14 protein-coding genes, 4 tRNA genes and 1 pseudogene are annotated in these 19,481 nt (G+C 65.0%); 4 read left to right on the top strand and 15 right to left on the bottom strand.

What is annotated here, in order from left to right:
* Both RI841_RS05040 and RI841_RS05035 read right to left on the bottom strand, forming a co-directional pair.
* Positions 1–501 (bottom strand): annotated as a pseudogene (locus tag RI841_RS05040) (ABC transporter permease); the annotation flags it as partial.
* Between the two features lie 7 nt (positions 502–508).
* Complete coding sequence (locus RI841_RS05035; RefSeq protein WP_405000913.1) at positions 509–1,423, bottom strand: ABC transporter substrate-binding protein; 915 nt, start codon at positions 1,421–1,423, stop codon at positions 509–511.
* A gap of 87 nt (positions 1,424–1,510) precedes the next feature.
* Between RI841_RS05035 and RI841_RS05030 the strand changes: the two genes are divergently transcribed.
* The gene (locus RI841_RS05030) at positions 1,511–2,500 is read left to right on the top strand and encodes a DUF1853 family protein (protein ID WP_310704485.1); all 990 of its coding nucleotides are present in this window, start codon (positions 1,511–1,513) and stop codon (positions 2,498–2,500) included.
* 175 nt (positions 2,501–2,675) lie between these two features.
* Here the strand turns inward: RI841_RS05030 and cysS are convergent, their stop codons facing one another.
* On the bottom strand, positions 2,676–4,067 hold the full coding sequence (cysS, locus tag RI841_RS05025; RefSeq protein WP_310704484.1) for a cysteine--tRNA ligase: 1,392 nt from the start codon (positions 4,065–4,067) through the stop codon (positions 2,676–2,678).
* A 14-nt stretch (positions 4,068–4,081) separates the two neighbouring features.
* Entirely contained in the window at positions 4,082–5,776 is a 1,695-nt protein-coding gene (locus tag RI841_RS05020; protein WP_310704483.1) for a glutamine--tRNA ligase/YqeY domain fusion protein, read from the bottom strand.
* Between the two features lie 333 nt (positions 5,777–6,109).
* Here RI841_RS05020 and RI841_RS05015 point away from each other — a divergent pair, with 333 nt between their 5' ends.
* On the top strand, positions 6,110–6,616 hold the full coding sequence (locus RI841_RS05015) for a peptidylprolyl isomerase (RefSeq protein ID WP_310704482.1): 507 nt from the start codon (positions 6,110–6,112) through the stop codon (positions 6,614–6,616).
* Between the two features lie 86 nt (positions 6,617–6,702).
* The gene (locus RI841_RS05010; protein ID WP_310704481.1) at positions 6,703–7,464 is read left to right on the top strand and encodes a UDP-2,3-diacylglucosamine diphosphatase; all 762 of its coding nucleotides are present in this window, start codon (positions 6,703–6,705) and stop codon (positions 7,462–7,464) included.
* 155 nt (positions 7,465–7,619) lie between these two features.
* Here the strand turns inward: RI841_RS05010 and RI841_RS05005 are convergent, their stop codons facing one another.
* The 11 genes from RI841_RS05005 to RI841_RS04955 all read right to left on the bottom strand — a co-directional run bounded on the left by RI841_RS05005 (position 7,620) and on the right by RI841_RS04955 (position 18,314).
* Positions 7,620–8,645: a CobW family GTP-binding protein gene (locus RI841_RS05005; protein WP_310704480.1), complete on the bottom strand. Its 1,026-nt coding sequence runs from the start codon at positions 8,643–8,645 to the stop codon at positions 7,620–7,622.
* Positions 8,646–8,832: 187 nt separating this feature from the next.
* Complete coding sequence (locus RI841_RS05000; RefSeq protein ID WP_310704479.1) at positions 8,833–10,650, bottom strand: SurA N-terminal domain-containing protein; 1,818 nt, start codon at positions 10,648–10,650, stop codon at positions 8,833–8,835.
* Positions 10,651–11,041: 391 nt separating this feature from the next.
* Positions 11,042–11,314 carry an HU family DNA-binding protein gene (locus RI841_RS04995; protein ID WP_040186928.1) on the bottom strand — a complete coding sequence of 91 codons (273 nt, stop codon included), beginning with the start codon at positions 11,312–11,314 and terminating at the stop codon, positions 11,042–11,044.
* A 177-nt stretch (positions 11,315–11,491) separates the two neighbouring features.
* Complete coding sequence (gene lon, locus RI841_RS04990) at positions 11,492–13,900, bottom strand: endopeptidase La (RefSeq protein ID WP_310704478.1); 2,409 nt, start codon at positions 13,898–13,900, stop codon at positions 11,492–11,494.
* Positions 13,901–14,081: 181 nt separating this feature from the next.
* Positions 14,082–15,359, bottom strand: a complete 1,278-nt coding sequence (clpX, locus tag RI841_RS04985; protein WP_310704477.1) for an ATP-dependent Clp protease ATP-binding subunit ClpX — start codon at positions 15,357–15,359, stop codon at positions 14,082–14,084.
* Between the two features lie 126 nt (positions 15,360–15,485).
* Positions 15,486–16,106: an ATP-dependent Clp endopeptidase proteolytic subunit ClpP gene (gene clpP / locus RI841_RS04980; RefSeq protein ID WP_310704476.1), complete on the bottom strand. Its 621-nt coding sequence runs from the start codon at positions 16,104–16,106 to the stop codon at positions 15,486–15,488.
* An 88-nt stretch (positions 16,107–16,194) separates the two neighbouring features.
* Positions 16,195–17,574 carry a trigger factor gene (tig, locus tag RI841_RS04975; protein ID WP_310704475.1) on the bottom strand — a complete coding sequence of 460 codons (1,380 nt, stop codon included), beginning with the start codon at positions 17,572–17,574 and terminating at the stop codon, positions 16,195–16,197.
* Positions 17,575–17,846: 272 nt separating this feature from the next.
* Positions 17,847–17,921, bottom strand: a tRNA-His gene (locus RI841_RS04970).
* 24 nt (positions 17,922–17,945) lie between these two features.
* Positions 17,946–18,020: transfer RNA gene (locus RI841_RS04965), tRNA-His, on the bottom strand.
* Between the two features lie 72 nt (positions 18,021–18,092).
* Positions 18,093–18,169: transfer RNA gene (locus RI841_RS04960), tRNA-Arg, on the bottom strand.
* A 68-nt stretch (positions 18,170–18,237) separates the two neighbouring features.
* A tRNA-Pro gene (locus RI841_RS04955) sits at positions 18,238–18,314 on the bottom strand.
* A 177-nt stretch (positions 18,315–18,491) separates the two neighbouring features.
* Here RI841_RS04955 and folD point away from each other — a divergent pair.
* The gene (folD, locus tag RI841_RS04950) at positions 18,492–19,352 is read left to right on the top strand and encodes a bifunctional methylenetetrahydrofolate dehydrogenase/methenyltetrahydrofolate cyclohydrolase FolD (protein WP_310704474.1); all 861 of its coding nucleotides are present in this window, start codon (positions 18,492–18,494) and stop codon (positions 19,350–19,352) included.
* Positions 19,353–19,481 lie beyond the last annotated feature (129 nt).

Below are 19,481 nucleotides of genomic sequence, written 5' to 3'. Positions count from 1 at the left end.
ATACTCCTGCCACAGCGCCAGGGGTTCGAGCCAGCGGGCAAGGCAAAGCGCTGCGCTCGCCAAGGGCGGCAGCAGCAATGCCCAACCGACAAGCCGCGTCAGGGCCAGGCGAGTGCGCAGCTCGATCAGCGCCAGCAGCAGTAGAAAGAGCACCACCCAGATGCCAGCCCCGATGCCCAGCCGAGCCTGAGCGCTGTCGACCAGGGTAACAGTCGACAGCGCCAGCCACGTCGGCAGAGCCGACAGCATCAGCACCACCAGGGCAAGGGCCAGAACCAACCGCCGCCGCGAGGGTCGCCAGGCGAGCCCCGCCAGCGCCAGCCAGGGCACGCTGGAAGCCAGGGCCCCGCCCAGGCCGATGATCGCATCGATGCGATAGCCAGTGCCGGGCACGATACGATTGGCGGCCAGACTGACCGTATCCAGCCCCAGCCAGGCCACCAGCGCAGCCAGCGACAGACTCAGCAGGACAACGTTGGGACCGCGCGACTCCAGACGCAAGGCGGCCTCAGTCGTCCATGGCGTCGAGGAAATCGGCGGCGACCGCGGCAGGCGCCCGACCGTTCACCGCCACGTCGCCATTCAGGCGCTGCAGGGTCTCGAGGTCCAGCGCCCGGAAGACCGGCTCGAGCAGGGACTCGATCTCCGGATAACTCTCGAGGACCTGCTCGCGCACCACCGGGGCAGGCTGATAGACCGGCTGCACTCCCCGGGTGTCATCCATGACCACCAGGTCCAGGGCCTGCAGGCCACCGTCGGTCCCGTAGGTCATGGCCGCATTGACATTGCTGGTCTGCTGGGCCGCGGCCCGCATGGTAGCCGCGGTATTGCCGCCGGAAAGCACCAGTAGCTGATCCTCGGAAAGCTCGAACCCGTAGGCGTCCTGGAAGGCCGGGAGGGCCTGGGGCGACTCGACGAACTCGGCGCTGGCGGCCAGCTTGAAGGTCCCATCCTCATTGAGGTAGGTGGCGAGGTCCTCGAGGGTTGCCAGGTCATGCTCGCGGGCGAGCTCGCCGCGCACGCTGATCGCCCAGGTGTTGTTGGCCTCGGCCGGCGTCAGCCAGACCAGGCCGTTGGCCTCGCGATCCTTCTCGCGCACCGTCTCGAGGGCCTTGTCGCTATCGTTCCACACGGGGCTGTCGGCCATATCGAAGAAGAAGGCGCCATTGCCGGTGTACTCGGGATAGAGGTCGACCTCACCGGAGATCAGTGCCTGGCGGACGATACTGGTGCCACCCAGTTGAAGACGGTCCTCGACCTCGATACCTGCCTGCTCGAGGCGCTGAAGGATCAGCTGGCCAAGCACCGAGCCTTCGGTATCGATCTTGGAGGAGACCACCACGGGATCCTGGGCCTGTAAAGAAAAGGCCATGAGCGTACCGGCCGCCAGGGCCGCGCAACGAGAAAGGGGACGAATCATCATGTTCACCCGGTTCCTTGTGAATGTATGCTGAGTATAAGGCCTGTACAGCTTCCCTGTCAGATTCCCTGTCAACGTCTGGACACTGCCATGGCCCTACCCGAAAGCGGACTCCTCGAGCATTGCCACCACCCGCTGGTTCGTGACCTGGGGTGGCTCCTGCTCACCCCCGACCTGATCGCCATGCCCTGGCCGGGTCGCCCGTCGCGTGGCGAACTGGGCCTGGACGAGGACGATCATCTGGTGACCTGGCTGGGTGAGCTGGAAGCCGCACCCGGCGCACTGGAAGCGCACCTCTCCCCGGCCCTCACGGGGCGCATGGGGCTCTACCATGAGCGGCTCTGGCAGTTCCTGCTCGCCGAGGCGCCGGGTACCCGGCTGCTCGCCCACAACCTTCGCGTCCATCAGGGCAAGCGTACCCTGGGCGAGCTGGACCTGCTCTACTCTGGCCGAGACGATCCACGGCCGGTGCACCTGGAGGTCGCCATCAAATTCTACCTGGGCCTGCCGCAGGGGCCGGCAACCCCGGATAGCCAGGCCCGCTGGATCGGCCCGGGCGGGGCCGACAGCCTGGCTGCCAAGCGCGAGCACCTGCATTGTCACCAGCTCAGGCTCGCCGGCTCCCCCGAGGCTCGCGAGGCCCTGGCACCGTTGCTGTCGCCCCACTCGCCCCCTGAGCGGGACGGGGCGGCGCCGACGATGACCGCACGGCTGGCGATGCCAGGGGTGCTCTTCTATCCCTGGCATGCACCACTGCCCACCCCGCGGGAGGCCACCCCCGACCACCTCCAGGGTCGCTGGCTGTTCGTCCGGGACTGGCACCGGCTGCGCGACGGTCTGCCGCCAGGCACCCGCGGCGCCTGGCTGCACAAGCCACACTGGCTCGCCCTCCCCCGTCGCGAGGCGCTTCTGACCCTGCGCGACCTGGAGGCCCGGTTGGCCCAGCACTTCAGCGAGCCGGCCTCCCCTGTCCAGTTGGCCCTGTGGCACACCGACATGGGCTGGCGGCGGGTATTCGTGGTCGCCGATGACTGGCCGCGGCAGATTCCCCTGCCGCCCTATCCGCGACCAGCCCCCTGATGGGGCAACCGCTCTCGTGCGTTGGAGCATCTTCACGCAACCGGCATGGCCCTCTGCGCCAGGTGTCACGATGAAGCGCGCCATGTGGTGTTCAACACGTAGGGGGGAGTGGCCGAAAAAAATGCCCGGCGCACCGTGGGGCGGGCCGGGCATTCCGGAACGGCTTCGGGAAGCCTCACCTCTCGGGCTTCTCGAACACCCAACTCGTGCCCTCGCGGGCATCCTTGAGGATGATGCCCAGGGCCGCCAGCTCGTCGCGGATGGCGTCGGCGGTGGCGAAGTCCCTGGCCTTCTTGGCCGCGGCACGCGCGTCGATCTTCGCCTGGATCTTCTCCTCCGAGAGTGGCAGGTCACCCGCCCCACCCTTGAGGAAGACAACAGGGTCCTGCTGCAGCAGCCCCAGGATGCCACCCAGGCGCCTGAGCTCGGCGGCCATTGCGGGGGCCTGCTCGGGCGACTCCTTCCTGGCGCGGTTCAGCTCGCGGGCCAGGTCGAACAGTACCGACAGCGCCTCGGCGGTGTTGAAGTCGTCATCCATGGCGGCGGTGAAGCGCTTATCAAAGCGGCCATCCAGCTTCCCTTCCGCGGACTCGACGCCTTCCAATGCGTTGTAGAAGCGCTCCAGCGACTTGCGCGCCTCGGCCAGCGACTCCGGCGCGTAGTTGATCGGGCTGCGGTAGTGGCTGGCCACCAGCAGGTAGCGCACCACCTCCGGGTCGTGGTGTGCCAGCACCTCGCGGATGGTGAAGAAGTTGCCCAGCGACTTGGACATCTTCTCGTGGTTCACCCGCACCGCCCCGGCATGCATCCAGGTATTGACGTAGGCATGGCCGGTGGCCGCCTCGCTCTGGGCGATCTCGTTCTCGTGGTGGGGAAACATCAGATCCGGCCCGCCTCCGTGGATGTCGAAGGTCTCGCCCAGGCAGCAGGTCGACATGGCCGAGCACTCGATGTGCCAGCCGGGGCGCCCCTCGCCCCAGGGCGAGGGCCAGCTGGCCTCGCCGGGCTTGGCCGCCTTCCACAGCACGAAGTCCAGCGGGTCTTCCTTGTGCTCGTCCACCTCGATGCGGGCCCCGGCGCGCATCTCGTCGGGGTCGCGGTTGCTCAGCCGGCCATAGCGCTCGAAGCGGCGCACCCGGTAGTAGACGTCGCCGTTGTCGGCAGCGTAGGCGAAGCCCTTGGCGATCAGCGTCTCGATCATGGCGATGATCTCACCGATATGCCGGGTGGCGCGAGGCTCACGATCCGGGGGGAGCACGCCCAGGCGCGCCTCGTCCTCGTGCATCGCCTCGATCATCCGCTCGGTGAGCGAGGTGATCGACTCGCCGTTCTCCTCGGCACGCCGGAGGATCTTGTCGTCGATATCGGTGACGTTGCGCACATAGGTGACGTCATAGCCGCGAGCACGCAGGTAACGGGTGATGACATCGAAGGCCACCATCACCCGGGCATGGCCCAGATGGCAGAAGTCATAGACGGTCATGCCGCAGACGTACATGCGCACCTTGCCCGGCTCGATGGGCGTGAAGGGCTCCTTGCGACGAGTCAGCGTGTTGTAGATCTGCATGTCAGCGCTCACGTTCACCCCTTCTTCTGCGCTTCTTTCTTCTGGACCTTGGCCCAGCCGTCCTTGAGCCCCACGGTGCGGTTGAACACCAGCTTGCCGTCACGGCAGGCATGGCGGTCGGCGCAGAAGTAGCCCACCCGCTCGAACTGGAAGCGGCCCTCGGCCTCGGCCGCTGCCAGACTCGGCTCGCCGATGGCCTGCACAGTGACCAGCGACTCGGGATTGAGGTGCTCGAGGAAGTCGGCATCCTTGTCCTTGTCGGGCTGCTCCTCGAGGAAGAGATTGTCATACAGCCGAACTTCCATGGGCACGCCGTGCTCGGCACTGACCCAGTGGATCACGCCCTTGACCTTGCGCCCCTCGGGGTTCTTGCCGAGTGTGTCGAAGTCCACGGAGCAGTGCAGTTCGCAGATCTCGCCGGCGGCGTCCTTGACCACCTCGTCACAGCGGATCACGTAGCTGTTGCGCAGGCGCACTTCCTTGCCCGGTGCCAGGCGGAAGAACTTCTTCGGCGGCTCCTCCATGAAGTCATCCTGGTCGATGAAGATCTCCCGGGTGAACGGCACCTTGCGCACCGCCATATCCTCGCGTGCCGGATGCCCCGGCACCTCGTAGACCTCCTCGACGTCCTCGGGCACGTTGGTCAGCACGACCTTGAGCGGCTTGAGCACGGCCATCGCGCGCGGCGCGTTGTCCTCGAGATCCGAGCGGATGGCGTGGTAGAGCATGGCGATATCCACCAGGCCGCCGTCGGCACGGGTGACGCCGATCATCTCGCTGAACTTGCGGATCGAGGCCGGTGTGTAACCGCGACGGCGCATGCCAGCGATGGTCGGCAGGCGCGGGTCATCCCAGCCATCGACGATACCCTCGTCCACCAGCAGCTTGAGCTTGCGCTTGGAGGTCAGGGTGTAGTTGAGGTTGAGCCGCGCGAACTCGATCTGGCGGGGCTTCACCGGCACCGGCAGGTTGTCCAGGAACCACTCGTAAAGGGGGCGGTGATCCTCGAACTCCAGGGTGCAGATCGAGTGGGTCACGCCCTCGATGGCATCCGACTGGCCATGGGTGAAGTCATAGGAGGGATAGATCTTCCACGTGTCGCCGGTCTGGTGGTGGCTGGCGTGGCGAATGCGGTAGAGAATCGGGTCGCGCAGGTTGATGTTCGGCGCGGCCATGTCGATCTTCGCCCGCAGGACCTTCTCGCCCTCGGCGAACTCGCCGTTACGCATGCGCTCGAGCAGGTCGAGGTTCTCGGACGCGCTGCGTTCGCGATAGGGGCTCGGCTTGCCCGCCTCGGTCAGGGTGCCGCGATACTCGCGGATCTCGTCCGGCGAGAGGTCGTCGACATAGGCCTTGCCCTCGCGCACCAGGTGCTGCGCCCAGGCATAGAGCTGGTCGAAGTAGTCCGAGGCGAAGCGCACCGGCCCCGCCCACTCGAAGCCCAGCCAGTGAACGTCCGCCTTGATGGCGTCGATGTAGGCCTGCTCCTCCTTGGCCGGGTTGGTGTCGTCGAACCGCAGATGACAGTCGCCACCGAAGTGCTCGGCGAGCCCGAAATTCAGGCAGATCGACTTGGCGTGGCCGATATGCAGAAAGCCGTTGGGCTCCGGGGGGAAGCGGGTCACGACCTTCCCGCTACGGCCGGCCTCGATCTCCTCGCGGATCTGGTTGCGGATGAAATTCGGCGCGCTGGTGGTGTCGGTGGACATGGTGAGAGAAACAACCTCTGATTGAAGGTGCGGGCCTGGCGGCGCGAGCATGGCGAGCCTAGGGCTATTGGGTGGCAGTGCCTCAGCGAGGGGCGCCGGGGGCAGGCCGTAGAGGAGGTCCTACGCCAGGGATGGCGTCGGTAGCGCCCAGGGAGGGGGTCACAGCGCCTCCTCGCAGGCCTGCCGCCGGATCAGCCCCGAGCGATGCCGCCATCGGCACTCGCGGAGCCAGGCCCCTCGCTTGCTTCGCGCATGGAAGCAAAACCGTTATTATAGCGCCACAGCCATGGGCAACGCCAAGGCAACTCCCCTTTACCGCACAGGAACTTATCGATGATCGTACTGCAGACCAATTTCGGCGACATCACCGTCGCGCTCGACCACGAGAAGGCACCCAAGACCGCCGCCAATTTCGAGCAGTACGTCCGCGACGGCTTCTATGACGGCACCCTCTTCCACCGCGTGATCCCGGGCTTCATGGTCCAGGGCGGCGGCTTCGACACCGACTTCAACCAGAAGCCGACGCGGGACCCGATCGAGAACGAGGCGGATAACGGCCTGAAGAACACCACCGGCACCCTGGCCATGGCCCGCACCCAGGACCCGCACTCCGCCACCGCCCAGTTCTTCATCAACGTCGCCGACAACGACTTCCTCAACCACACCGGCAAGAATGTCCAGGGCTGGGGCTACTGCGTGTTCGGCGAAGTGGTCGAGGGCATGGACGTGGTCGAGAAGATCAAGGCCGTGCCCACCACTCGTCGCGGCATGCATGCCGATGTACCCGCCGAGGACGTGGTCATCCAGAAGGCCTACGTGAAGGACGAGCCGGAGGCCTGATCCCCCGCCCGCCTTGCCTCACGCCCGCCTGACGTTTCCAGACGCCGGCGGGTGTGCTTCGTTTCACCGTCTGAACAGGGCCGCCCATGACCACCCTGCTGATTTCCGACCTGCATCTCCACCCCGGCGCCCCCGAGATCACGGAGGGGTTCCTGCACTGGCTGGACGAGCACGCCCGAGGCTGTGATGCCCTCTATATCCTCGGTGACTTCTTCGAGGCGTGGATCGGCGACGACCTGCTCGACCTGGTCGACCATGACCCCACAGGCAACGCTGCCCTGGCGGCGCGCATTGCCGCGGCCCTGAAGCGCCTGGCCGATAGCGGCGCGGCCATCTACCTGATGCACGGCAACCGCGACTTCCTGCTGGGTGAGCGCTTCGCCAAGGAGGCCGGCGCCACCCTCCTGCCGGACCCCAGCGTGATAATGCTCGACAACGAGCGGGTCCTGCTGATGCACGGTGACAGCCTCTGCACCCGCGACGAGGCCTACCAGGCCTTTCGCGCCCAGGCACGCCACCCCCTGTGGCAGGAGCAGATACTCTCGATGCCGATCCAGGAGCGCATCGCCCTGGCCAGGCAACTGCGTGAACAGTCCGGTGAAGCCAACTCCAACAAGGCCGAGGACATCATGGATGTGACCCCGGGCGAGGTGGTGAAAGTCATGGCCGAGCACGGCGTCACGACGCTGATCCATGGCCACACCCACCGCCCCACGGTGCACGAGCTCGAGGTCGAGGGTCAGCCGGCCAAGCGCTATGTGCTGGGCGACTGGCAGCCCGAGCAGGGGTGGGAGATCGTCATCGAGGAGGGTGGCGAGCCTCGGCTGCAGGCATTCTCGCTCTCCTGAGTCGTGGGAGCCTTGCGTGCAAGGCGATGGATGGCACCCACCAGCAGCCGCCCCCTTCACACCGCAAGCAGCGCTCTTACAAGGTTGGGGGCTGCCAAGGCTTCCGCGGCCAAAGCCTTCGCGATCTAAAGATCGCTCCTACAGGAACCGAGTGGTTATCGGTTGACCAGACAGCCTGCCAGCTTCGCTTCCAGCGCCTCCGCCGCCGGCAGTCGGCCCGCCTCGTCGATCAGCTCCAGACGAGAATCCCGGCGCCAAGCCGTGTCGGTCAAGCTGACCGTGCCCTCGGCGCGGTTGTAGAGCTTCCAGCCATCTGCCGTATGCAGCACCCCCTTGACGCGCAGATTCGCTGGCAGCGTACCCAACAGCATCGTGACCCGGTCGAGGTCGAAGACCTCGGCGGCATGCCAGCGCCACCCCAGGGTGGCATGCCCCAGCGAGGCGCCCTCCTCCCGCAGCGGCCTGCCGGGCTCCGGCTCGCGAAACGCGACCTCATTCAGCATCAGCGTCGCCGCCGCCGGACGGGCTGCCTGGTGAGCGGAAGAAGCAGCCCCGCTCGGCCTCGCATGCCGGCGACCATCCAGCAGCAGGGAGAGCGGCAGCTCTCCATGGGACGCCTCGGCGATCCAGCGCTTGGCCGGCCAGAACTCGCCCAGCCAGGCGCTGGCAGCCTCACGCTGATCGGGCGTGGCCAGGTCGGTCATGGTCAAGGCCACCCCGTCGGCCATGGCCAACTGGTCGCGGAAGGTCTCGTGTTGCCGTGCGCGCGGGTCGTCCAGGCGACGGGGGTCCAGCAGCGCGATGATGTCCCGAACATCCAGGACCCCGGCAAAACCCTCGCCGCGCAACACGTCCAGCAGCCCGGCGGGATGACCGAGCCCCGAGGGCTCGATGATCAGCCGGTCCGGGCGGTAGCGATTCAGCAGGTTGACCAGGGAAGCCTGCAGCACGAAGGCCAGCTGGCAGCAGAGACAACCGCCCGGCAGCCCCTTGACCACCAGGTCGTCGTGCTCGGCGAACATCGCCTGGTCGATTCCCACTCGACCAAACTCGTTGATCACCACCGCCCAGCGCTCCCCCTCGGGCTTCTGCTCGATCAGCCGGCGAATCAGGGTGCTCTTGCCACTCCCCAGAAAACCGGTAACCAGGTGGACAGGCACATTAGCCAGGGGAGCGGGCATGGATAATCTCCGAAGCAAGATAAATCGAAGCGGAATAGGTGTTATAGAGTAACATAAGTCGCCAAGCAGCCAAGCAGCCAAGCAGCCAACCGTGTGTGTCGCTCCCGAACAGAAGCAACCCCCGAGGTCATGACCTCGGGGGTTGCTTGTAGCTCGGCGCTTGTAGCTCGGCGCTTGTAGCTCGGCGCTACCGGCGAATCTCGGCTTCTTCGCGCAGGTCAACGAGCAGTCCCTGGATGGCCGCCTGGGCCCGCAGCCGCTCGGCCATGCGGGCCACGAAAGACTCGATCTGCTCGTTGGGCTCACCGGGCTTGACCTCGTCCAGGGCGATCAGTACCACCCGCTCGCCATCCACGGCATGGCCGTAGACCGGTGAGTCGCCCTCGGGATGCGGCAGGCGGAAAGCGGCCTGAATCAACGCATCGGAGAGGTTGCTCCCGCCCTGGCGGCTGATGGCCTCGGCCTGCTGCCACTCGATCTCCAGAGATTCACCGGCACGCAGGCGCTCGACGCGCTCGGCGGCCAACTCGACCAGCGCCTCGCGGGTCTTCTCGCGGCGCACCGCCGCCTCGACCTCGTCACGCACCTCGTCCAGCGGCAACGTGGTCGCCTCGCGATGTTCGGCCACCCGCAGCACCAGGCGGCGATCCTCGTCGAGCTCGATCACCTCGCTGTTGTAGCCCTCCTCCAGTACATCGCCGCTGAAGGCCTGCTCCATCACGCCTGGCTCGGAGAGTATGCCATCAGCACCACCGCGCCCGACCCAGTCGCTCTGCTGAAGTTCCAGCCCCAGGTCCTCGGCCACGCTGGCCAGGTCCTCGGCGGCAAAACTGTCATCGATCAGACGTTGAGCCCGCTCGTTGAAGGCACTGCTGACCTGCTCACTGGCCAGCTGACGACGCAGCTGCTCGCGACTCTCCTCGAAGGCGGGACGGTCCAGTTCGGTGACCTTGACCAGGTGCAGGCCATTGTCGGTCTCGACGATCTCGGACACCTCGTCCTCGCCCAGGGAGAAGGCCGCCTCCTCGAAGGCCTCGCCGAAGAAGCCGCGGGAGATGACGCCCAGGTCGCCACCGTCATCGCTGGTGGAGCTGTCCTCGGAGACCTCGGCGGCGAGATCAGCGAAGGCCTCACCCTCCTCGAGGCGCTCCTGCACCTGCTGAAGAAGGGCCTCGGCCTCCTGGCGGCTGCGCGCGTCGCCGAACGTCACCATGATGTGTGACACCCGGCGATCCGCTTCGGCGGCACCCTCTTCCCACGCCTCGCGCAGGGCCTCCTCGCTGACCTCGGCCTCCTCGGCCATCTGCTGGCGGTCAAGCACCACATAGTTCAGCCTGACCTGCTCGGGGCGCCGATAATCCATCCGGTGGGCCTCGTAGTAGGCTTCCAGCGCCTGCTCATCGACCCCGGGGGGCGATGCCAGGTCCGCCGGCACCAGGGCGTGGTAGCGGAAGCTGCGGCTCTGACGCTGCAGCGCGGCGAGTCGCTCACGTTCTTCCTCCAGGGTGAAGTCGCTCAAGGCCAGGCCCTGCTGGAGCTGCTGGCGCTTCACGTCGACGCTGAGCTGCTGGCGGAACGACAGCGGCGTGAAGCCGGCGCTGGCGAGACGGTTGCGAAACAGCTCTCGGTCGAAGCGCCCGTTGGCGTCCTGAAATTCCGGCAGGTTGACGATCAGCTGGTCCAACTGCGCCTCGGAGACATGCAGCCCCCCTTCCTCGGCATACTGGGTCAGCAGGCGGTCGGTGATCAGCGTCTCCAGCATTTCGGCCCGCAGGGCGCGCTCCTGCTCGGGCGGCACCTGGCCACTGCGGATCGCTCGCTGGACTTCCATTTCCAGCTGCTGGCGGGTGATCGCCTCGCCGTTGACCTCGGCAACCTCGTCGCCGCTGTTGCCCAGCAGCCCGACCAGCGATTCCACGCCGAAGAGTGCCATGGTCACGACCACGGCACCGATGATGATCTTCGCGCCCCAGCTCTTGGAGCGGTCACGAATACTTTGCAGCATGCAGGCCTCGGATCAAGTAAGTCAGGTCGCGCCACATTATACGCATCACCGGGCATCACGCGACGCCAGCAGCGGTGAGGGTGGGCGAAAAAGCGAACTGGCAAAAGAACGGATCATCGCATTTTTGCGTGAACGAGGCGAAGTGCCCTTGTGGGAGCGCAATTCATTGCGCGAATGGCGCCGACAGGTGCCCCGAGTCGAGCGCCTAATGCGGGAGGCCTCTGGCCTCCATTCGCGATCTGAAGATCGCTCCCACAGGAAGGCGACCTACTTCCTTGCCTGTCGAACAGCATCACGCCAAGGTGCGAAGAACCAAAAGAACAGGCGCACCGCCGGGAGCGATGCGCCTGTTATGGAATCAACCGTCAATGGTGCGGCAGGCGCCGTCGACTCAGTTGACGGAGTCCTTGAGCGCCTTGCCGGCCTTGAAGCTCGGGACCTTGGCAGCGCTGATCTCGATCGGCTGACCGGTCTGCGGATTGCGGCCGGTGCGGGCGGCCCGCTCCTTCACCTGGAAGGTACCGAAGCCCACGAGGGAGACACTGTCGCCCTTCTTCAGGCTATCGGTCACGGTGTCGACCATGGCATCCAGTGCACGAGAAGCAGCCGCCTTTGGAATATCGGCAGACGCGGCAATGGCTTCGATCAGCTCGGATTTATTCACACTTCACCCCTTGACGTTTTCGAGAATTGGCTCTAATCGGCGAGACATTCGGCTGACTGACGCGATCACAGCATGGCGATAGTTTATAGCAATGCGGTGAAAGATCTGTCAAGCAAACTTCCCTGCCAAACCCCGCCATACCGGGGTTCTGGCTCCGGTATGGCGAGAAAATTATCGTTAGTGCGTACTGACCATCGACGCCGAGGAGGTGGAATCTGCTGACCGGGCATCCTCATTTTTCGGTCTCGACTTGTCGGCCAGAGCTGCCTCCAGGACATCATCGATCCAGCGCACCGGCCGAATATCGAGGGCTTCCTTGATATTATCCGGGACCTCCTTGAGGTCGCGACGGTTCTCCTCGGGTATTAGCACAGTCTTTATACCACCGCGCCTGGCGGCCAGCAATTTCTCCTTCAGCCCGCCGATCGGCAGCACCTCGCCCCGCAGGTTGACCTCGCCGGTCATGGCCACGTCGCAGCGCACCGGCCGCCCCGTGTAGGCCGACACCATGGCCGTGACCATGGCGATGCCCGCACTGGGTCCATCCTTGGGCGTGGCGCCCTCGGGCACGTGGATGTGCAGGTCCTCTTTCTCGAAGCGCTCGGGGTCGATGCCCAACGCCATCGCCCGGGCACGCACCACGGTCTGGGCCGCACTCACCGACTCCTTCATCACATCGCCCAGCGAGCCGGTCTTGTCCAGGCGTCCCTTGCCGGGGGTGATCACCGACTCGATATTCAGAAGCTCGCCGCCCACCGACGTCCAGGCCAGGCCGGTCACCCGCCCGACCTGATCCTCCTGGTCGGCCAGGCCGTAGCTGTAACGGCGGACGCCGGCGTAGGGCTCGATATCGGCAGCGGAAAGCATCCGCGATGCCTGGGCGCCCTCCTGGCTCTCCTTCTCGAGGCGCTCGCGCAGCACCTTGCGGCATACCTTGGCGATCTGGCGCTCCAGCTCGCGCACCCCCGCCTCACGGCTGTAGTAGCGAATCAACTCGAGCAGTGCGTCATCGGAGAACGACAGCTCATCCTCCTTGAAGCCGTTGGCCTTGAGCTGCTTGGGCACCAGGTAGCGACGGGCGATCGCCAGCTTCTCGTCCTCGGTGTAGCCCGGCAGGCGGATCACTTCCATGCGGTCGAGCAGCGGCCCGGGGATGTTCATCGAGTTGGCGGTGCAGATGAACAACGTCTCGGAGAGATCGTAGTCCAGCTCCAGGTAGTGGTCACTGAAGGTATCGTTCTGCTCCGGGTCCAGCACCTCAAGCAGGGCCGAGGAGGGATCACCGCGGTGATCCATGCCGACCTTGTCGACCTCGTCGAGCAGGAACAGCGGGTTCTTGACTCCGGCCTTGGCCATGCGCTGGATCATCTTGCCCGGCAGCGAGCCGATGTAGGTGCGACGGTGACCGCGGATCTCGGACTCGTCGCGCACCCCGCCCAGCGCCAGGCGCACATACTTGCGATTGGTGGCCCGGGCAATGGACTGCCCCAGCGAGGTCTTGCCCACCCCGGGCGGCCCCACCAGGCAGAGCACCGGCCCCTTGAGCTTCTTGACCCGCTTGTGCACCGCGAGATACTCGAGGATGCGCGCCTTGACCTCCTCGAGGCCATAGTGGTCCTCATCGAGCACCTTCTGGGCGTGCACCAGGTCATGCTTGATACGGGTCCGCTTCTTCCAGGGCACCGCCACCAGCCAATCCAGGTAGGAGCGCACCACCGTGGCCTCGGCGGAGTTCGGCGACATCATCTTCAGCTTGCCCAGCTCCTGGAGCGCCTTTTCGCGGGCCTCCTTGGGCATGCCGGCTTCCTCGATGGCCTGCTCGTACTTCTCGGCCTCGTTGGGCACGTTCTCGAGCTCGCCCATCTCCTTCTGGATGGCCTTCATCTGCTCGTTGAGATAGTACTCGCGCTGGGACTTCTCCATCTGATCCTTGACCCGCGAGCGGATGCGCTTCTCCACCTGCAACAGGTCAATCTCGGATTCGATCAGCGCCATCAGATGCTCGATGCGGTCGCGTACCCGGTCCATCTCCAGCAGCTGCTGCTTGTCGTCGATCTTCAGCGACAGGTGAGCACAGATGGTATCCACCAGGCGGCTGGGGTCCTCGATGCCGGAGAGCGAGTTGAGCACCTCATTGGGCACCTTCTTCGACATCTTCACGTACTGCTCGAACTGGTTGAGCAGCACCCGCACCAGGGCCTCCTGCTCGCGTTCGCTGAGCGGCTCGCTCTCGCGCAGGCTCACCTCGGCGCGACTGTAGCCATCGTCGACGGCGACGATCTCGTGGATATCGGCCCGGGACTCACCCTCGATCAGCACCTTGACCGTACCGTCGGGCAGCTTGAGCAGCTGCATGATCTCGGCCACGGTGCCGATGGCGAACAGGTCCTCGTTATCGGGGTCGTCCTTGCTGGCCTCGCGCTGAGCCACCAGCAGGACACGCTTGTCGGCCTCCATGGCCGCCTCGAGCGCCTGGATCGACTTCTCACGGCCGACGAACAGGGGGATGACCATCTGCGGGTAGACGACCACGTCCCGCAGCGGCAAAAGGGGCAGACTCATGGTCTGTTCAGCGTTCTGCTGCATCGCAGACGTTCCTCACACGAAATCGGATGGATACCCAAGGAGTGGGGGCGAACCGGCCGCATTGCAAGGCAACACGCGCCGGCGCACAAAAAGAAGGGGAGCGGATCCATCACCCGAGGTGCCGGCCAGGCACCTCGCGGATGAAGCCGCTCCCTCATCAGGGCGCCTCGCGCCCGGTGGTTCAGCCGTCGGTGCCGTCGACCCGCTGCGCCTCCTGCTGGGAGTAGATCAGCAGCGGCTCGCTCTCGCCGCTGATGACCGAGGCATCGATCACCACCTTGGACACCCCTTCAAGCGAGGGAATCTCGTACATGGTGTCGAGCAGGACCGACTCGAGGATCGAGCGCAGGCCGCGAGCGCCGGTCTTGCGCGCCATGGCCTTGAGAGCCACAGCCCGCAGTGCATCCTCGCGGAAATCCAGCTCGACGCCCTCCATGTCGAACAGCCGCGCATACTGCTTGATCAGCGAGTTCTTCGGCTCGGTAAGGATCTGGATCAGGGCATCCTCGGTAAGCTCGGTGAGCGTCGCGATCACCGGCAGGCGACCGACGAATTCGGGGATCAGGCCGAACTTGACCAGGTCCTCGGGTTCCACATCGAGCAGCAGGTCACCGACGCCCTTGGTCTCGTCCTTGCTCTTCACCTCGGCATTGAAGCCGATACCGCCCTTTTCGGCGCGATCACGAATGACCTTCTCGAGACCGGCGAAGGCACCGCCCACGATGAACAGCATGTTGGTGGTATCGACCTGGACGAACTCCTGCTGCGGATGCTTGCGCCCACCCTGGGGCGGCACCGAGGCGGTGGTGCCCTCGATCAACTTGAGCAGCGCCTGCTGCACGCCCTCACCGGACACGTCCCGGGTGATGGAGGGGTTGTCCGACTTGCGCGAGATCTTGTCGATCTCGTCGATGTAGACGATGCCACGCTGGGCCTTGTCCACATCGTAGTCGCACTTCTGCAGCAGCTTCTGAATGATGTTCTCGACGTCCTCGCCGACGTAGCCCGCCTCGGTGAGGGTGGTGGCATCGGCGATGGTGAAGGGCACGTTAAGCAGCCGCGCCAGGGTCTCGGCCAGCAGCGTCTTGCCGCTGCCGGTGGGACCGATCAGCAGGATGTTCGACTTTCCGAGCTCCACCTCTTCCTTGCCACCATAGCGCAGGCGCTTGTAGTGGTTGTAGACCGCCACCGACAGCACCATCTTGGCGCGGTCCTGGCCGATCACGTAGTCGTCGAGGGTGTGACGAATTTCGCGGGGGGCGGGCAGACGCTCCTCGTCGGTCTCGGCATCGGCATCGAGCACCTCCTCGCGAATGATGTCGTTGCACAGGTCGACACACTCATCGCAGATATAGACGGACGGACCGGCAATCAGCTTGCGTACCTCGTTCTGGTTCTTGCCGCAGAACGAGCAGTAGAGCAACTTGCCACCTTCGTCCTTGCCTTTGCCGTCGGCCATTCGCGTACCTCTTTCATAGTGACACCCCTAGAGGATGACTCAGGGGGGCGTCGGGTTCACCACGGCGGCGCCGGCCGCCGGGAAACGTCTTAGCGCATGAAGGTCATTCGGGTGAAATTCACGCTATCAGGATGTCGGGCGCTGTTCCAGCACGGCATCGATCAAGCCGTATTCAGCGGCCTGCGGGCCGTTCATGAAGTTATCGCGATCGGTATCCCGGGCAATGGTCCCGACGTCCTGGCCGGTGTGATGGGCCAGGATATGATTGAGCTTGTCACGGATGCCGAGGATCTCGCGAGTGTGGATCTCGATGTCGGAGGCTTGCCCCTGGTAGCCGCCCAGCGGCTGGTGGATCATCATGCGCGAGTTGGGCAGGCAGTAGCGCTTGCCCGCCGCACCGCCGGCCAGCAGCAGAGCGCCCATGCTTGCCGCCTGGCCGATGCACACGGTGGAGACATCCGGCTTGATGAACTGCATGGTATCGTAGACCGACATGCCGGCCGTCACGCCCCCGCCCGGGGAGTTGATGTACAGGTGGATGTCCTTGTCCGGGTTCTCGGACTCAAGGTACAGCAGCTGCGCCACCAGCAGATTGGACATGTAGTCTTCCACCGGCCCCACCAGGAAGATCACGCGCTCCTTGAGCAGGCGGGAATAGATGTCGTAAGCCCGCTCGCCGCGCGCGCTCTGCTCGACGACCATGGGCACCAGGCCACCGGCGGATTGAATATCGAACGGGTTGCTCATCTGGGTGATGTCCTTGGATGCGATGAATGGAAGCGTCGCTTGGGCCTCTGCCCGGCGCTTGTGCCGGGCAGGTAACCCCGGGGCGTGATCAGGCCTGCTTCTCTTCGCCCTGCTCGTTGGCCTCGGCCTCTTCGGCCTCTTCGTCGTCCTCGGCGGCCCCGCCCTGCTGCTGGGCCGCCGCGAGGGCTTCCTGGTAGTTCATTTCCACGTCCCTGACGCTGGCCTGCTCGAGCAGGGCATCGACGGCCTTCTCCTCGAGGATAGCCGACTGAACCTGGGTCTTGAGCTGGTCGTTGCCCATGTAGTGCTCGACCACCTGCTCGGGGTCCTGGTACTGCTGAGCCAGTTCCTCGACCTTGGCCTTGATCTCGTCATCGGTGGCCTCGAGCTCGTGGCTCTTGATCACCTCGGCCAGCAGCAGGCCGACCTGGACGCGGCTCTTGGCCTGCTCGGCAAACAGCTCGTCGGGCAGTTGGCTGACATCGAAGTCCTCGCCGAGGCCAAACTGCTGAGCCGCCTGACGCTTGAGCCCCTCGGTCTCCTGCTGCACCAACGCCTGGGGCACCGGGATGTCGTTGGCGTTCTTGAGCGCCTCGAGCACCTGCTGCTTCACGCGGTTGTCGACGGCCTGGCTCGCCTCGCGGGTCATGTTCTTCTTGACCTCATCGCGGAACCTGTCCAGGTCGCCGTCCTCGACGCCGAACTTCTCGACGAACTCGGCATCCACCTCGGGCAGGGCCTGGCCCTTCACCTCGTGGACCTTGACCTTGAAGGTCGCTTCCTGACCGGCCAGCTGCTCGGCCTGGTAATCCTCGGGGAAGGTGACATTGAGCTCCTTCTCCTCGCCGGCCTTGGCACCGATCAGTTGCTCCTCGAAGCCGGGGATGAAGCTCCCGGAACCGATCACCAGCTCGTGACCCTCGGCGCTGCCGCCCTCGAAGGGCTCATCGCCCAGGAAGCCCTGGAAGTCGATCTTGACCTGGTCGCCCTCTTCGGCGGCGCGGTCAACCTCTTCCCAGCCGGCATTCTGCTTGCGCAGGGTGTCGATCATCTCGTCGACATCGGCCTCGGTCACCTCGACCACCGGACGCTCGACCTCGGTTCCCTCGATGGAGGCCAGCTCGACCTCGGGATAGATCTCGAGGGTCGCGGTGAATTCCAGATCCTTGCCCGACTCGTTGACGTTGGCCTCAATCTGCGGATAGCCGGCCGGGTTGAGCTCGTTCTCGGAGATGGCGCGCACGTAACGCTCGCGCATCACTTCGCCCACCACTTCGTCGCGCACGCCGGCGCCATAACGCTGGCGGATCACCGACATCGGGACCTTGCCCTTGCGGAAGCCATCCAGACGCACGGTCTTGGCGGCATCCTTGAGACGGGCGTCAACGGCCTCGTCGATCTCGGCGGCCGGCACCTGGACCTTGATGCGGCGTTCAATCTGGGAGGTCGTATCGACGGAAACTTGCATGAAATGTCCTCTACCGACTGGGGCGTTCTGTGAAAGCGTGAAAGGTTCAAAGGGGTGATTCTAAGAATCCCACCCGATACTGGCAAGCGCATACCTGGACAGTTGGGGCCTGGCGACACATTACAAGGGGCATGACGGGGTTTTTCCGCATCAATCGGATCACAGACATCGACACAGTGGGGCATGAAATAGCCGGTACGGCAATTGCGTAGGCACGCAGAAAGCGCTGAAACATGAGTCGGGAAGGAAACGGGAACTACCGAGGGAGGCAATGGGGTGGATGATGGGGATCGAACCCACGACCACCGGAGCCACAATCCGGGGCTCTACCACTGAGCTACATCCACCACTGCCTGAACATCGTATCGAGATGGGGTGGATGATGGGGATCGAACCCACGACCACCGGAGCCACAATCCGGGGCTCTACCACTGAGCTACATCCACCACGACGATACGGATCTTGCTGAAAGCTCGAACACGACGGTTGAACCGCTACCGACCACCCCATGCGATACATGGCGCGCCCAGCAGGACTCGAACCTGCAGCCTACGGCTTAGAAGGCCGTTGCTCTATCCGCTTGAGCTATGGGCGCATTCTACGTCTCAGAGCGCCTGACCGCAACCCGAAATAAGAAATAAAACTTTCTCAATCAATAGGTTGTGGTCGGGGTGGAGGGATTCGAACCCCCGACATCCTGCTCCCAAAGCAGGCGCGCTACCAGACTGCGCTACACCCCGCCGGCTCTTGCACGGCCCTGACGCCGCCGCAGGGGCCTCGTCAAGCGCTGCGTATTCTACGGATCTTTCACCGCGGGTCAAGCGAGAACCGTGCCACTGCCAGCCGGCCGCTTTGCCTTCGCGCTCCGGCATGCGAAAATCTTACGCCCTATCCACCACCCACCAGAGGGAATCTTGATGACCGCCCAACTGATCGATGGCAAGTCCATTGCCGCCCGCGTCCGCCAGCAGGTTGCTCGCCAGGTGCAGGCACGCCGCGAGGCCGGAGGGCGCATTCCCGGACTGGCCGTGGTCCTGGTGGGCGAGGACGCCGCCTCTGCCGTCTATGTTCGCAACAAGCATCGCGCCTGCGAAGAAGCCGGCATCCGCTCGTTCAAGTACCCGCTGCCGACGGAGACCCGTCAGAGCGAACTCGAAACCCTGGTCGACCAGCTCAACAACGACCCGCGCATCGACGGTATCCTCGTGCAGCTGCCGCTTCCCGAGCATCTGGACGCCCGCCCGATCCTCGAGCGCATCCTGCCCCACAAGGATGTCGATGGCTTCCACCCTTACAACCTTGGCCGTCTGGCCCAGCGCTTGCCGCTGCTGCGCCCCTGCACTCCCAAGGGCGTGATGACCCTGCTGGAGGCGAGTGGCCTCGAGGTCCGCGGCCTGGACGCCACCGTGGTCGGCGCCTCCAACATCGTCGGCCGCCCCATGTCGCTGGAACTGATGCTCGCCGGCTGCACCACCACCGTCTGCCATCGGTTCACCCGCAACCTCGAAGAGCACGTCCGCCGCGCCGACCTGCTGGTGGTCGCGGTGGGCAAGCCCGGCCTGGTCAAGGGCGAGTGGATCAAGCCCGGCGCCATCGTCATCGACGTGGGCATCAATCGCCAGGAGGACGGCCGCCTGATCGGCGACATCGACTTCGCCGCCGCCGCCGAGCGCGCCAGCTGGATCACCCCGGTGCCCGGCGGCGTCGGCCCGATGACCGTGGCCAGCCTGCTCGAGAACACCCTGCAGGCCGCCGAGCTGCACGACGCCGCGGAATAGGCCCAAGAAGCAAGGTGTCCCGCGGCGCGGCGAAATGCACCCCACCGCGAATTCCGCTAGAATCTCGCCTCCACTTTTTCCGACTCGCGAGGTCTCCCGATGACCGACAAGAAGATGAACGTCGAAAGC

The organism is Halomonas sp. (assembly GCF_031581305.1).
Taxonomy (GTDB): domain Bacteria; phylum Pseudomonadota; class Gammaproteobacteria; order Pseudomonadales; family Halomonadaceae; genus Halomonas.
Note: the sequence above shows the minus strand (reverse complement) of the source record. Positions and strands in the feature narration are given on the sequence as shown.

What these genes read in the sequence shown, in the direction of transcription:
- RI841_RS05015 (WP_310704482.1), top strand. Translation starts at nt 6,110, where the DNA reads ATGATCGTACTGCAGACCAATTTCGGCGACATCACCGTCGCGCTCGAC.
- tig (WP_310704475.1), bottom strand. Translation starts at nt 17,574, where the DNA reads ATGCAAGTTTCCGTCGATACGACCTCCCAGATTGAACGCCGCATCAAG.
- cysS (WP_310704484.1), bottom strand. Translation starts at nt 4,067, where the DNA reads ATGCAGATCTACAACACGCTGACTCGTCGCAAGGAGCCCTTCACGCCC.
- RI841_RS05005 (WP_310704480.1), bottom strand. Translation starts at nt 8,645, where the DNA reads ATGCCCGCTCCCCTGGCTAATGTGCCTGTCCACCTGGTTACCGGTTTT.
- RI841_RS05000 (WP_310704479.1), bottom strand. Translation starts at nt 10,650, where the DNA reads ATGCTGCAAAGTATTCGTGACCGCTCCAAGAGCTGGGGCGCGAAGATC.
- RI841_RS05035 (WP_405000913.1), bottom strand. Translation starts at nt 1,423, where the DNA reads ATGATGATTCGTCCCCTTTCTCGTTGCGCGGCCCTGGCGGCCGGTACG.
- RI841_RS05030 (WP_310704485.1), top strand. Translation starts at nt 1,511, where the DNA reads ATGGCCCTACCCGAAAGCGGACTCCTCGAGCATTGCCACCACCCGCTG.
- folD (WP_310704474.1), top strand. Translation starts at nt 18,492, where the DNA reads ATGACCGCCCAACTGATCGATGGCAAGTCCATTGCCGCCCGCGTCCGC.
- RI841_RS05020 (WP_310704483.1), bottom strand. Translation starts at nt 5,776, where the DNA reads ATGTCCACCGACACCACCAGCGCGCCGAATTTCATCCGCAACCAGATC.
- RI841_RS05010 (WP_310704481.1), top strand. Translation starts at nt 6,703, where the DNA reads ATGACCACCCTGCTGATTTCCGACCTGCATCTCCACCCCGGCGCCCCC.
- lon (WP_310704478.1), bottom strand. Translation starts at nt 13,900, where the DNA reads ATGCAGCAGAACGCTGAACAGACCATGAGTCTGCCCCTTTTGCCGCTG.
- clpP (WP_310704476.1), bottom strand. Translation starts at nt 16,106, where the DNA reads ATGAGCAACCCGTTCGATATTCAATCCGCCGGTGGCCTGGTGCCCATG.
- clpX (WP_310704477.1), bottom strand. Translation starts at nt 15,359, where the DNA reads ATGGCCGACGGCAAAGGCAAGGACGAAGGTGGCAAGTTGCTCTACTGC.